Genomic DNA, 13,980 nt, shown 5'->3' on the forward strand with positions numbered 1-13,980 from the left:
TCTCCTACAACTCTGTCCTGACGTCACACTCCAGAGCGCTGAAACCCTTCCGGTGCAGGTAGCTGCTGCAAGCCTTTCAGAACGTCGGGCTGCCAGTGTTCTACCGCCCATTGCAATACTGCGGTGTTGCCTGCCCCGCGCAGCGACTCTGGCGGTTGCTGGCGTAGCCAGTCCAATGCAGTCCAGAGGGTATTGCCGCTGTCGTCTGCTTGCAGCGCCCGGGCGAGGTTTTGTTTGCTGAGCTTCTGGCCGTTGCGTTCAACGGCGACGGGAATGTGCATATAGCTGGGTGATGGCCAGCCCAATGCCCGGTGCATCAGTATTTGGCGTTGGGTGGAGTCAATCAGGTCGATGCCGCGCACCACGTGGGTGATGCCCTGATCGTGGTCGTCGGTAATCACGGCCAGCTGATAGGACCATAAAAAATCACGTCGGCGAATCACAAAATCACCAATGTCGCTGCTTGGTGTGAGGCAAAACCGGCCTTGCAGGCGGTCATCGAAGCACAGCGGCTGTTGTTGCTCGGCGGCCACCTTGAAGCGCCAGGCGCAAGCGATGGACAAGTCTATCGAATGACGATCAAACGCGGGTGGCTGAGCTACGCATTGACCATCCAGGTGCTCGTTTCCCGCAAGCTGCTTGCGCGAGCAAACACAGGGGAAGCTGTCGGCGGATGCAATAAGCTGCTGCAGCACGGCTTCATAGGCGTCGTTGCGGTCACTTTGGTAGCGCACGTCGCCATCCCAATCAAAACCGTAGGCTTCCAGAATGTGCAAAATGCTGTCGGCGGCTTGAGGGTCTTCCCTTGGAGGATCGAGATTTTCGATGCGGACCAACCAACGGCCATTGTGCGCGCGGGCATCCAGATAACTGGCCAGAGCGGCCAATAACGAGCCAAAGTGCAGTGGGCCGGTAGGTGAGGGCGCAAAGCGGCCAACGTAGCCGGAAGGGCGGGATTCGGAGTGGTTTGAATGTTCGAGCGAAGTCGTTGCGGTCATGGGGGCTGCCGCTGATAAGAGAGTCAGGAGCGCCAAAGCCCTTGTGGGGCCTCGGCGCAAGCACGGGTGTTATACGCCCAGTTGCTTTTCCTTGATTTCGGCCAGGGTCTTGCAGTCGATGCACAGATCGGCCGTTGGACGGGCTTCCAGACGACGGATGCCAATCTCAACACCACACGCATCGCAGAAGCCGTAATCGCCTTTGTCGATCTTGTCGATGGTTTTGTTGATCTTTTTGATCAGCTTGCGCTCACGGTCACGAGTACGCAGTTCGAGGCTGAATTCCTCTTCCTGGCTGGCGCGGTCATTAGGATCGGCGTAGTTCTCGAGCTCAGTTTGCATGTGCTCTTTGGTGCGATCGACCTCTTCCATCAGCTCTTGCTTCCACTTGCGCAGGATGTCTGCGAAGTGCTCAAGCTGAGCGTCACTCATGTACTCTTCATCCGCTGAAGCCACGTATGGCGTGAAGTCTGTGAGAGCGAATTCTTTCTTCTCTTGCGGCATGGTATTGCTGCCTCACGTAATGGGTTCAACCAACCGAACACATTGCCTTGGGAATCGGGTTTTCGTTACCGAAAGACCGTCCTTCTCCCGAGGCCCCAAAATAATAAGGCGGGCAAACTATCAGATAACGGCGCAAGCGCCAACTATTTCATCGCGCCACCATTATCTGAGTCACCCTCCGAAGGGACTGACTGATAAAACCAGCATTTTGGGAAATTACCCTGTTTGACCCTGACTGCACAGAGTAATTGCCTTTCTGGCCGATTTGGTGGTGTCGTAAAAATCACGAATGGTCGGTGTTTGCGGTTTGCAAGCGGCAGAGTCGCCAAAATCGAGTTTGTGTCACAATGGCGTTTTGTGAGCATCGTTCCAATCCGGCCTCTTGCAGTTTTGCTGTACCGGATGGAATGGATCTCGCTTTTGCATTGATCGACAACAGGCAGTGTGCAGTGACTCAGCAAATTCCTTCATCTTCGGCCACGTCCGTCATGGCCGACCGCACCCAACGTGTAGCCCCGTTTCAGGTAATGGCGCTGCTGGCAGAAGCCCAGGCGTTGCAGGCCGCAGGCAAGGACATCATTCATCTGGAAGTTGGCCAGCCGGATTTCACCACGCCGGAGCCGATTGCCCGTGCAGGTATGCAAGCCATCGCCGATGGCAACACCGGCTATACCCCGGCATTGGGGTTGCCGCAACTGCGTGAAAAGGTCGCAGGTTGGTACCAAAGCCGCTTTGGTGTGACGGTTAGTCCTCAGCGTATTGTGCTGACGCCAGGAGCGTCAGGCGCGCTGTTGCTGCTGGCTGCGGCTCGTCTGAACCGAAATGATCAACTGATGCTGGCCGACCCGGGCTACCCGTGTAACCGTCATTTTGCCGCCTTGTTTGATGCCCATGGGCAGTTGATTCCAGCCGGGCCTGTCGACCGCTACCAGCTGACCCCGGCAATGATCGAGCAACACTGGTCTGCCACCACCAAAGCTGCGCTGGTGGCGAGCCCGGCCAACCCGACCGGTACCATACTGTCGCTGGATGAACTGTCTGGTTTGCATCAGGCGGTGACGGCCAAGGGCGGAGAGTTGTGGGTTGATGAGATTTATCAGGGGCTGAACTTCACCGTGGAACCTCAGACCGTGCTGTCGGTGGCTGACGACGCCGTGGTGCTGAACAGCTTCTCGAAATACTTCGGCATGACTGGCTGGCGTTTGGGCTGGACTGTGGTGCCGGAAAGCTGGGTAGATACTCTGGATACACTGGCCCAGAACGTCTTTCTGGCGCCGTCCACCATTGCCCAATACGCAGCTATGGCGGCCTTTGATGACGACAGTGTCGCCATTATGGAAGAGCGTCGTCAGATTCTGGCCGAGCGTCGCGAATACCTGCTTGAAGCTTTGCCAGAACTGGGCTTCAAAGTACCGGTTGCACCGGATGGCGCGTTCTATGTGTACGCCGACGCCAGCCAGTTTACCGACAACAGCCTGGATTTCTGCCTGCGTGCTCTGCGGGAAACCGGCGTTGCTTTTACACCCGGCGTGGACTTTGGCGAAGCCGGTGCGCTAACGCATGTTCGATTCGCTTTCACGGCCGACATTGAGCGTCTGAAACTGGCCATGAGCCGTTTGGCCGACTGGCTCAACTGAACAAGTTTGCGGGACAGTCGCAGGAAACAGCAGGAAAACAGCATGCAATACGACAGCCCATTGCTTAGCGGGCGTTTAATCAAACGTTACAAGCGTTTTTTGGCCGATATCGAGCTGGACTCACCGGGGCGTGAAGGGGAAATCATTACTGCCCATTGCGCCAATACTGGCTCCATGACTCACTGCGCCGATGCCGGTTGCAAGGTGTGGCTGTGGGACAGCCAGAACCCCAAACGCAAACTGCCGATCAGCTGGGAATGGACCACGGTGACGACGCCTGCCGGGCAATTTAAAGCCTGCGTGAACACCGCCCGAGCCAACCAGCTGATGTTTGAAGCACTGAGCCGCCAGCTGCAGCAGGCCAGCGCAGCCCCGGCTCATTGGCTGCATGGCTATACGGCGATTCAGAAAGAACCCAAGGTCGAAGATGGTCGGCTGGACTTTTGCCTAAGCGGAGACGACAAACCGGACTTCTTTATTGAAGTAAAAAGCCTGACCCTGCCACGCTACGATCTGAAACCGGGACTCGGCTGTTTTCCAGACGCGCGTACCGAGCGCGGCCTCAAACACCTCAAGCGGCTGGCGCAGTTACAGCAGCAAGGCCATCGGGCAGCGCTGGTGTTTTGCGTTTCTTTGGAAGGCATTGAGCAGGTGGCTGCCGCCGCAGACGTCGACCCGCAGTACGCCGAGGCGCTTGAACGTATTCAACAGCAAGGCGTTCAGGTGTTGGCTTGGCCAGTGCGTTTTGACGAAGTGGCGGGTAGCATGAGTGTGGAACCTGAACAGGCGTTAAAGGTTCTTAGTTATCACGACTTTGCTTAACAATTGAGAATAAACAACAGGAACACAGCAATGACACGTTTTGTACTAGCGGCGGCTTCTGCCGCGTTGTTGATGGTGGCTCAGCCAACACTGGCTGAAGAATCCCTGTGGGACAAAACCGTTAGCAAAAGCAAGGAGCTGTTTGAAGACGGTAAGGATGCCGTTGCCAAAGGCGCTGAAAAAGGCGGCGAACTGGCAGAAAAAGGCTTTGAAAAAGGTTCTGAGCTGGCCAAAAAAGGCTATGAAAACAGCAAGGAAGCCGCCAAAGACGGTTACGAGTTCAGCAAGGACAAAGCCAAAAAAGGCTACGAGTTGGGCAAGGAAAAATTTAACGAAGCCATGGATTAGCTGAACGCGGCGAGGAAGTCCGACAAAGCCGAGGGCTCATCGCAAGCAGACAAGCCGGATTACAGCGGCTCGATTTAAACGGTGCGCACTGGCTTGTTAAACGGTACGCACTGGTTTGGTTGTCAGGCCAGTGCGTTTTGCTTCTGCCCGACACCCGACACCCGACACCCGACACCCGACACCCGACACTCATTCAAACGGCCGTACCTTCACTTCTCCATCTGCTATTTCCGTCTCCCAGCCGGTCAGTGGCGTGCCACTGCAAGGGCCTGCAATACACATCCCGTCATCCATGTTGAACAAGGCGCCGTGCGTTGCACACTGAATAAACACCCCTTCGGTATCCATAAACTGATCCGGCATCCACTCCAGCCGAATACCCCGGTGCGGGCAGGAGTTGTCGTACACGAACACTTGCTCACCCTTGCGGGCAGCCACCAGTGGACGACCGTCCAGCTCAAAGCCTTTGGCGTCGTTATCGGGGATGTCGCTCAACTGACAGAGACGGCGGTAGGGTTCGGCCACGTGGTACACTCCTGCAAAGATTCACGATTGTTCGGGGTTTGATGTGTCGATGCCGCAATTCTATCAGCGTAGCTACTCCCAGGAGCAACAGCGGCACAGCCACGACTTCTGCCAGCTGGTGTTACCGGTGGCGGGGGCGCTGGATATGCAGATCGACCATGTGTCGGGGCAGGTGGCTGCGGGGGAAACCATGGCCATCGTCAAAGCCGGGCAGCAACATGCCTTTGCGGCATCCGGGGATAATCGGTTTCTGGTGATGGATCTGGCGTTGCCGCAGCAGCAACTGGCGCTCGACAAGCAGCCGGCGTTTTTGCCAATGCATCAGGGTATTCGGGGCTTTGTCGATTGTCTGGAATACCAGTTACTGCATCGTCCGAATGTGCCCGGCTTGCCGTTGCAAATGAGCGAGCTGTTGTTAGGCCTGCTTCCGGGGCAAGCGTTGTCGGCGCAGTACAGCGGCCATCGTCAACGCGTTCAGCGGGTGAGAATGTGGTTGGATCAACACTATGCCGAGCCATTGGATATGAAAGCGCTGGCGGCGATGGTGCACTGGAGTGTGCGGCAGTTATCCGGGCAGTTTCGGTTGCAGCTGGGGCAGAGTGTGCGTGACTACCATCAGCAGGTGCGGATGCAGCAGGCAGCGCATTGGCTGAAAACCACAGAGCTGCCGGTGCAGGTGATTGCCGAGCGGGTGGGCTATGCCGATGTATCGTCGTTCAGCTACCGGTTCCGTCAGTGTTATGGCATGTCGGCGCGCCAGCTCCGGGCTGAGCGGCCGTAGTCAGTAAACGGCTGTGCCGTTTAACGACTACCCTTTGCCGAATCTCCAAAGTTTTTCGTCATTTGTCTCTCTACACTGCGATTTTTCTTCAGGGTTTCAAGAGAGTTATGACTGTTACCACCTCATCCGAACTTCCCGAGCGTTCTACCGCGCTGGCCACTCTGGTCGGCTCTACTGCGGTGCTGCTGTGGGGATCGCTGGCCTTGTTTACTCGCCTGAGTGGCGGTGAGATTCCACCCTTTCAATTGATGGCCGTGAGCTTTGCCACTGCCTTTATGGTGATGCAGATTCGCTGGTGGCTGCGTGGCGAAAGCGGCTTGCAGTATGCCCGACAGCCCGTCGCTGCCTGGGCTTTGGGCGTGGGCGGTTACTTTTGTTATCACGCCTGTTATTTCGCCGCCATGATGCTGGCACCAGCGGTGGAAGTCAGTTTAATCGCTTATTTGTGGCCGCTGTTTATCGTGCTGCTGAGCACTCTGGTTACCGGGCTTCCCATGCGCATTGGCCACGTGGTGGGCGCTGTGCTGGCGTTGGTGGGCTGTTGGGTATTACTGTCGGGTGGCGAGCAGAATGCTGCATCCACTCAAGCGTTCGACAGCCAATACTTGCCGGGTTATGGACTGGCGTTTTTGTGCTCGTTGATTTGGTCGGGGTTTTCGGTCACGTCCCGCAAAATGAAAGCCGTTCCGACCGATGCCGCAGGCTGGTTTTGCCTGGCCACTGCCGTCTTGGCGTTACTTGCGCATTGGGCGTTTGAACAAACCGTATGGCCAGACACTAGTTTGCAATGGCTGGCATTGATGGCACTGGGCATTGGCCCGGTGGGTATTGCGTTTTTTACCTGGGACTACGGCATGAAGCACGGCAACCTGGCGCTGCTTGGGGTTATTTCCTACTTCGCACCCTTGATCTCAGTGGCGTTGTTGCTGCTGGTTGGCGAAGGCGAATGGCGTATTGAAGTGGGCGTTGCGGCGGTAGCGATCAGCCTTGGGGCTTTGGTGGCATCTTTTGCTGGTAAGCAGAAAGCTGGCAAACAGAAGGCCGCGTAACAACTGGCTGTAACCAAAAAAAGAGAGTGGAAACTGCTTTCTGAAGTTGGGAATTGATTGAGCTGGCGGAGCGGGGAAAGGGTAGAGCAGATAAAAAATCGCCCCGCCGGTGAGGGCGGGGCAAAGCAACCGTGATTAGCTTGATGAGAGAGATCACCGTGAGCCTGAGCTGTTGGTGAACAGCGGCGCCATCTCTGACGTCGATGAGTAAACAATAATGATTCTTTTTTACCTCGTCAATAATAATTCTCATTTACTTACAGATTTTTTTGGCACTGGCCTGAAAGGACGAATTTGACCGGCTGGGCAACCTTGAAACTGTCAAAAACTGAATCTGAAATGGCACTCAAACAGGGTACGAAAACCAGGCAGTGAAAGCGGCTTGGCTTGTTATGGATAAGGGGTAGATGAAGCGGCTTGTGATGACTGAAAGCGGTTTGGCGGGTTTGGATAGATGAACTGGCTGGGGGAAACAGTTTGCTGGATAAAAAAACGGCCGCTCAAATGAGCGGCCAAAGCAACCGTGATTAGCTTGATGAGAGAGATCACCGTGAGCCAAAGCTGTTGGTGAACAGCGACGCCATCTCTGACGCCGATGAGTAAACAATAGTGATTCTCATTTGATTAATCAAGAACAATTCTCATTTAATTTGAAATATTTTTCCCAACGCACAAAAGTCCAGCATTGAACCAGCGGACTCAGAAAACGGGCCGGGAAAGCGATCGAGAGTGAGTAGAGAGTGCTCAGGAGACATGAGCAGAGCAAACAGGCGAGAATTCGGGAAAAAGCGGCAGATAAAAAAACGGCCGCTCAAAGAGCGGCCAAAGCAACCGTGATTAGCTTGATGAGAGAGATCACTTCAGCCAAAGCTGTGAGTGAACACCGCCGCCATCTCTGACGTCGATGAGTAAACAATAGTGATTCTCATTTGTGTTATCAAGAATAATTCTCATTATTTTTTAATATTTACACTTCTTGAAGTTTGGCGGGTTATTCAGAGAACTTCTAATCCTTTTTCGGATGACGCAAGCGGGTACCGAACTCCAACGACAAGCGTAACTCTTCAGCGCTGATTTCGGCCGGGAAGTAGCACCCACTGACACGAGCGTTAGCCAAGCTGACGCCGTCCAGAGCGCAGCCGCGGAAGTCGACGCCGCGCAAATCCGTGCCTCTGAAATAGGCATCGGTCAAATCCATACCGGCCAGGTGCAGCCCCCGTAAATCCAATCCACGCAGGTCGGTGCCGCGTAAATCGCATTCCGCGCCACCGTCGATGGCCTGATTGAATCCTGCAACGTCGTCGTTGCGAAGCATCTGATAGAGGGGGTCCTGACTGATGCCCGGTGTGGTCATATAAAACCTCGTTGAATTAGACTGCGTGTCGATTACAGAAGTATAGATGACCCTGAATGATTCGAACGTCGGATGCCTTTTTGTTGAACGCCAGTTGGCACGATGAGCCCGGTGACCAGGATTCCAGCTTCACCTTCTGGTGGCACACGCCCACCGGAACCTTGAAGCAAACCCTGCGACAGCCTGCGGTTTGTTTTATCAAACAGGCAGATCGTGCCAGAGCACAGCAAATGGCGACCACACTTGGCTGGCCGGTGGAACTGAAAGACATCGCCCTGAAGCGATTCGACCAGGCCGCCATGAGCGCCTGCTATTTACCGGCCAGTTATATCTACCGTTGGCGGGATTTGCTGGCCGAGCAGGGCATTGCGGTACAGGAAGCGGATATCCGCCCGCCCGATCGTTATTTGATGGAGCGGTTTGTCTACGGCGCAGCTCAGCTCAGCTGGCAACAGCCATTGCAGCAAGTGGCTGCGAGTGAACACAGCAGCGCCCATGGCTGGCTTCAACAAGGGCGTATGCAACCGGGGGATTACCGGCCCACACTTCGTTGGCTGTCGCTGGATATTGAAACCTCGATTCCACGGCAGGGCGAAACCATCAAACTGTATTCGGTGGGGCTGGTGGCGGCGGATTACCGGCAAGTGCTGCTGGTGGCGGAACATGGTGCGGATGGCACTGAAGCCACCGATGCCGACCACCACATTCTGCGGTTTGACTCTGAAGCCGCCTTGCTGGAACAGCTGACTCGGCTGGTGGCGAGCATCGACCCGGACTGCCTGCTGGGCTGGAACCTGATTCAGTTCGATATCGACGTACTGGTGCAAAAATATCGAGAGCACGGCGTCAGTATGGACTGGGGCCGTGACGGCTCACGGCTGAAGTGGCGTCGCCGCCGCGACATGCCAGACAGGGTATCGGTGCAAATGGCGGGCAGGGTGGCGCTGGACGGCATCGAACTGCTGCGTGCCGCCAGTTACCAGTTTGAAAGCTTCTCTCTGAACCATGTCTCCGAACAGCTGTTAGGGGATTCCAAGCTGCTGACAGGCAGTCAGCGCGGCCACGATATTCAGCGCCTGTACGATACCGACATTGCATCCTTTGCCGCCTACAACCTGCAAGACTGTGATCTGGTGTGGCGCATTTTCGAGAAAGTCGACCTGCTCAATTTTGCTATCGAACGCAGTCTGATGACGGGGCTGGCGCTGGATCGCATGGGCGGCTCGGTGGCGGCGTTTGAAAATCTCTACCTGCCCCGTCTGCACCGCTCCGGCTACGTTGCCCCCAACATGGGCGAAGGCTACAGCGCCGAAAAAAGCCCCGGCGGCTTTGTGATGGATTCCAAACCGGGCCTATTTGAACACGTGTTAGTGCTCGACTTCAAAAGCCTGTACCCCTCTATTATTCGTACCTTCAAGATTGACCCCATGGGATTGGTAGAGGGCCTGCTGACCGATGAACAGCTGCCACTGCCCAATCAGGAATGGGTGCCGGGCTTCTTCGGCGGTCGCCTGCACCAGCAGCGCCATGTGTTGCCGGAGTTGATTCGCACCCTCGGAGAACGCCGCGACAAAGCCAAGCGGGAAGGCAACAAACCGCTGTCGCAAGCCATCAAAATTATCATGGCGTCCTGTTATGGAGTGCTGGGCTCCGAGGGCTGCCGCTTCCACGACACCCGGTTGTCGGCCTCCATTACCAAACGTGGCCACGAAATCATTCAAACCAGTTCCGACTGGATTGCCGGTCAGGGTTACGAAGTGATCTATGGTGACACCGACTCGGTGTTTGTATGGCTGCGCAAGGACGTTACCGACGACGAAGCCGATGCCATTGGCAAACAACTGGTGGCCAACCTGAACCGTTGGTGGCGCGACGAGCTGCAAACCCGCTTCGGCATCGACAGCTATCTGGAGATGGAATACGAAACCCACTACCGCCGCTTCTTTATGCCATCCATTCGCGGTGCTGAAACCGGCAGCAAAAAGCGCTACGCCGGACTGATTACCAACCCGCAAGGGCAGCCGGAAATGGTCTTCAAAGGACTGGAAGCCGTGCGTTCAGACTGGACGCCGCTGGCCCGCCGCTTTCAGCAAGTGCTGTATCGCAAGATTTTTCTGCACGAGCCCTACGCCGACTGGACCAGAGATCAGGTTCAGCAGTTACTGGCTGGCCAGCTCGACCACGAACTGAACTACCGCAAACGCCTGCGTCAGCCGCTGCACTTATACCAACGCAACGTGCCCCCTCATGCCCGCGCTGCCATGCAGCTGGACAACTGGCGCAAACAGAACGGCCTGCTGCCTATGTATCAACACGGTCGTGGGGCCATTACCTACCGCATTACCGCCAGTGGCCCGGAGCCCGTATACGACGGCGAAGATTCCGAGCTGGAATACCCGCTGGCGGCACCCGACTACCAGCACTACATCGACAAGCAGCTGCGGCCGATTGCCGAGTCCATCTTCCAGTTTACCGGCGACGATGCCGATGACCTATTGGGAACCCAGGGGTCGTTATTTGGGTGACTAACAGCCCGCTGCAATAACGCTTACCAGTTCATAGTTTCAGACAATCATTGCCCCGGTTTCGCGCAACAAAATTGTGTTTGCGCGGTCGCACTTTTAACCGATATTCCGCAATTCATCAGCCTGACGGGGTTATCCGGCGGGTGTTGATGCAATTTTATAGGACACACAATGATTCGTACCCTGTATGTAGATGAGCATGGTCAAAGCCAAACCGGCGCTGAAAACCTGCTGGCCCAATGGCGCGCCAGCAACAGCGGCTACCTGTGGCTGGACCTGACATCCGAAGGCAAGGAACAGCTGCCCGCTGAACGCAAGCTGCTGCTGGAACTTGGCTGTCATACATTGGCGGTAGAAGACGCCCAACGCGACCGTCACCCGCCGAAACTGGAAGAGTTTGATGACCAAACCTTCGTGCTGTACCGCGGCATTGCCAGCTTCGACAGTGACCTGAACTGGAAATCCCAGTCGATCTCGTTTTTCGTCAGTGAACGGTTGTTAATTACCTACCACCCGTTACCGGCAAGCAGCGTCGATCAACTGATGGCAGGCAACGCCGCCACTCACCTGCAGCGCTGCCCGGCACAACTGGCACTGCGCATCATGCACACCTCAGCGGGAATTTACCTGAACGGCCTGTTGGCCTACGAAGAAAAACTCAGTGACCTGGAAGACGCCATTCACGACCATGGCTCCGACGACCTGATGAAACAGCTGATGCAATACCGCTCACGGCTGGTGAAACTGCGCCGGGTGTTCAACTACCACCAGAACATCACCGAGGAACTGCGTGCCGCCGATGAAGTAGTGGCGTTTGATGTAGAGGGCGTCGACCTCGACCACACCATCAACGACCTGCACGACCGCTTTGAACGACTGGCCAGCTTGACCTCGATGTTCTACGACATCTGTGGCGACCTGATCGACGGCTACCTGGCCATTACCTCGCACCAGCTGAACAACACCATGCGAGTATTAACCGTGATTACCGCGATCTTTGTGCCACTGGGCTTTTTGGCCGGCTTGTACGGCATGAACTTCGAATACATCCCGGAACTGCACTTCAAGGGTGGTTACTTCATCCTGCTGGCCGTGATGATCAGCATCGCACTGGGACTACTGACCTGGTTCCGCAAACTGAAGTGGCTGTAACGGCTACAAGCTAACGGGCCAATAACAGAACGCCGCTGCAATTTTGCAGCGGCGTTTTTGTTGGTGGCTTGGGCTGGGCACTGTAGTTGTTGTAGTCGACGAGGGGAAACAGTCATGGGCCAAAAACGTATCAACCCTGGTTGCACCATTCAACAATCCCACGTCAGATGGCAGCCGCTTCGCGTCTTTATCAGAACGACAGTATCAGGCCTACATTTTTCATCTGTAGTAGGTCGGATAAGCCTGCGCCATCCGACACAGTAATGCCCAAAACATGAAACTTCCATGAATCCATGCGCGCTTTGCCCAAAGCGGTTGCTCGCTTTTTCGGCTGCTGGTAGCGTAAGTGGTTGAAACCAGAGATGTTGTGGTGGAAGGTTTACAAGTTAATGCCCATATCACAGCCAGATTTATGCGCATGCGCACTAACTTGATGATTTGGTTGTCAGTAATAAAAGGTAAGCCCAAGGGAATCAGAATGTTAGGGCGGGGAACCTCGAAAATACCTTGCTGGGAAACCGCGCATGCGCACTAATAAGCTGTTAGATGTACAGAAAGAATCAATATCGGAGTAATTGATGTCGAATATTTTTAGAGCATACGCTTTCCCAACGTTTCAACTCATAGGAGTTATTGGGATCTCTGTTTGTTCTTTATGGTTCAGTGGTTGGTACAGTCAAGGAGAAAAGGACTACATATCTAGTTTTAACTCATTACCAATCAATCAACATAAACCCATAAGTGCAGCATCGTTTTGGGATGTTACATCACATAATGTACTGTCTTTTAGTAAGCCCGTCCCCTACACTGCACTTGCGTTATTGATTGGTTTGGTTGGTGGGTTTGGCGGGTTTAGAAACCAAAATAAAATTAATAAATATGATGAGTTGGAGGCGAAATATAGGGCTGAGAAAAGTGCTCATGGAGAAACCCAAAGAAATTACTATGAGGCAATTGGTTATATTATTCAGTCTATTTTTGTGTCTACAGATGATGCCTATGATCGTACCTGCCGGGTAACTATTTATAGGCATACAAATGACGACCACTTGCAGCGAATTTTTAGGCATGCGGCTCAATCTCGATTCGAGCATGGAGGTAGGCTTAGAATTCCAGATGATGAGGGTATTGTCGGTGCGGCTTGGCTAAATGATGGTGTCGCACATATATCATTACAGCATGGTTTTTCTACGCAGAGCTATAATCAACAGCTTGAAAGAGAGTTAGCTCAACACGGTGCCAAATTACCTAGTTCTCATACTAGGATGCCTACTAGAGATTATTTTGCGATGGCTGTTCGAGGCCCTGACAGAACCAAAATGGCTGTTATCGTTTTAGAGAGCACAGAGCCTGATAAATTCAGCCGGCAACGGCTTGAAAGTCTCATTTCTCAGGAAAATGGGGATATCGCCAAATATATCCTTCACAAAGGAAAGCTAGACGAGATTCTGAACCCTGATGGAGATTTGGAAAATGGCTAGAATTAAAGATGTTACCGCCTATATATGTGCAAGATATCCGCACAAAGATGAATTATCTAAAGCAAGGGTAACTAAACTTGTTTACTTGGCTGACTGGAAGTCCGCCCAGAAAAACAAGAAGCAGATAACCAAAATCGAATGGTATTTTCATAATTACGGACCATATGTTGAAGCTGTTGTTGATTCTGCGTTAAAAGACCCTAGATTCAATATAGTCTCAACATCAACGATGTATGGGGATGAAAAAACTATTTTTAAAATAAAAAATAACGCTGATTTCGAAAAAGGCCTTAGTGAAGAAGAGCGAAAAATTATAGATGATGTAATCAGCGACACGAAAAACCTGTATTGGGATTCATTTATAAAACATGTTTATGGTACTTACCCTATTCGTGTCACTGATAGGTACAAAACATTGAATCTAGTTGCTTTGGCTAAGCAAGAATCATCTAACAAGTAAAGGCAGTCGGACGCGTGATCCTCCCCCGTTTTACCGGACACCTTTTTAACTTCGAAAAGGTGCTCTATGCCAGCCTACAAAAACCAGAAAAAGACAAAGCAATACTCGCTCGAATTCAAACGCTCGGCAGTTGAGATGAGTCTTGAAGATGATGTTCAAGTGCAGCAAGTTGCAGAGCGTTTGGACATTCACCCGTTCATGCTGTCACGATGGCGAAAAGAATATCGGGAAGGTCAGCTAAAGCCCTCTCGGAAACCATCAAACGTAGTGAAGACGAACGTGAGCAAAGCAAAGAAAACAGCATCGAAACCCGAGGAATCCAGTGAGCTTCGCAAGCTGAAACG

14 protein-coding genes are annotated in these 13,980 nt (G+C 53.6%); 10 read left to right on the forward strand and 4 right to left on the reverse strand.

From position 1 onward, the window contains the following. Nucleotides 1–23: 23 nt before the first annotated feature. Both gluQRS and dksA read right to left on the reverse strand, forming a co-directional pair. On the reverse strand, nt 24–998 hold the full coding sequence (gene gluQRS, locus G516_RS23455) for a tRNA glutamyl-Q(34) synthetase GluQRS (RefSeq protein WP_051219639.1): 975 nt from the start codon (nt 996–998) through the stop codon (nt 24–26). Between the two features lie 69 nt (nt 999–1,067). After that, entirely contained in the window at nt 1,068–1,502 is a 435-nt protein-coding gene (gene dksA / locus G516_RS0119570) for an RNA polymerase-binding protein DksA (protein WP_028295079.1), read from the reverse strand. Nucleotides 1,503–1,951: 449 nt separating this feature from the next. Here dksA and G516_RS0119575 point away from each other — a divergent pair, with 449 nt between their 5' ends. From G516_RS0119575 to G516_RS23465, 3 genes are read left to right on the forward strand one after another with little or no spacing between them, the layout of a single operon-like run. After that, nucleotides 1,952–3,139: a pyridoxal phosphate-dependent aminotransferase gene (locus tag G516_RS0119575; RefSeq protein ID WP_322786001.1), complete on the forward strand. Its 1,188-nt coding sequence runs from the start codon at nt 1,952–1,954 to the stop codon at nt 3,137–3,139. A 42-nt stretch (nt 3,140–3,181) separates the two neighbouring features. Further along, nucleotides 3,182–3,961: a DNA/RNA nuclease SfsA gene (gene sfsA / locus G516_RS23460; RefSeq protein WP_036537561.1), complete on the forward strand. Its 780-nt coding sequence runs from the start codon at nt 3,182–3,184 to the stop codon at nt 3,959–3,961. 30 nt (nt 3,962–3,991) lie between these two features. Continuing rightward, nucleotides 3,992–4,309, forward strand: a complete 318-nt coding sequence (locus tag G516_RS23465) for a hypothetical protein (RefSeq protein ID WP_036537562.1) — start codon at nt 3,992–3,994, stop codon at nt 4,307–4,309. 189 nt (nt 4,310–4,498) lie between these two features. Here G516_RS23465 and G516_RS0119590 read toward each other — a convergent pair whose 3' ends face one another. Next, nucleotides 4,499–4,834, reverse strand: coding sequence for a Rieske (2Fe-2S) protein (locus G516_RS0119590; RefSeq protein ID WP_036537564.1), 336 nt, complete (start codon nt 4,832–4,834; stop codon nt 4,499–4,501). A 49-nt stretch (nt 4,835–4,883) separates the two neighbouring features. Here G516_RS0119590 and G516_RS0119595 point away from each other — a divergent pair, with 49 nt between their 5' ends. Then, nucleotides 4,884–5,615 (forward strand): AraC family transcriptional regulator, encoded by a 732-nt coding sequence (locus G516_RS0119595; protein ID WP_028295082.1) that lies wholly within the window; start codon nt 4,884–4,886, stop codon nt 5,613–5,615. Between the two features lie 107 nt (nt 5,616–5,722). After that, the gene (gene yddG / locus G516_RS0119600; protein ID WP_028295083.1) at nt 5,723–6,664 is read left to right on the forward strand and encodes an aromatic amino acid exporter YddG; all 942 of its coding nucleotides are present in this window, start codon (nt 5,723–5,725) and stop codon (nt 6,662–6,664) included. 1,006 nt (nt 6,665–7,670) lie between these two features. On the opposite strand, the gene G516_RS0119605 is transcribed toward yddG, so the two are convergent. Continuing rightward, nucleotides 7,671–8,018, reverse strand: a complete 348-nt coding sequence (locus tag G516_RS0119605; RefSeq protein WP_028295084.1) for a pentapeptide repeat-containing protein — start codon at nt 8,016–8,018, stop codon at nt 7,671–7,673. A 56-nt stretch (nt 8,019–8,074) separates the two neighbouring features. Between G516_RS0119605 and G516_RS23470 the strand changes: the two genes are divergently transcribed. From G516_RS23470 to G516_RS24830, 5 genes are all read left to right on the forward strand, one after another. Then, nucleotides 8,075–10,543 carry a DNA polymerase II gene (locus tag G516_RS23470; protein WP_051219640.1) on the forward strand — a complete coding sequence of 823 codons (2,469 nt, stop codon included), beginning with the start codon at nt 8,075–8,077 and terminating at the stop codon, nt 10,541–10,543. Nucleotides 10,544–10,714: 171 nt separating this feature from the next. After that, complete coding sequence (locus tag G516_RS0119615) at nt 10,715–11,695, forward strand: magnesium transporter CorA family protein (protein ID WP_028295085.1); 981 nt, start codon at nt 10,715–10,717, stop codon at nt 11,693–11,695. Nucleotides 11,696–12,273: 578 nt separating this feature from the next. Beyond that, nucleotides 12,274–13,176: a hypothetical protein gene (locus G516_RS0119620; RefSeq protein WP_028295086.1), complete on the forward strand. Its 903-nt coding sequence runs from the start codon at nt 12,274–12,276 to the stop codon at nt 13,174–13,176. Continuing rightward, nucleotides 13,169–13,636, forward strand: coding sequence for a Panacea domain-containing protein (locus G516_RS0119625; protein ID WP_028295087.1), 468 nt, complete (start codon nt 13,169–13,171; stop codon nt 13,634–13,636). The genes G516_RS0119620 and G516_RS0119625 overlap by 8 nt, the downstream gene beginning before the upstream one ends. Nucleotides 13,637–13,702: 66 nt before the next feature. After that, a partial coding sequence (locus G516_RS24830; protein ID WP_028295088.1) for a transposase occupies nt 13,703–13,980 on the forward strand: 278 nt, incomplete at its 3' end.

This window comes from Oceanobacter kriegii DSM 6294, assembly GCF_000422845.1.
GTDB classification, from domain to species: Bacteria; Pseudomonadota; Gammaproteobacteria; order Pseudomonadales; family Oceanobacteraceae; genus Oceanobacter; species Oceanobacter kriegii.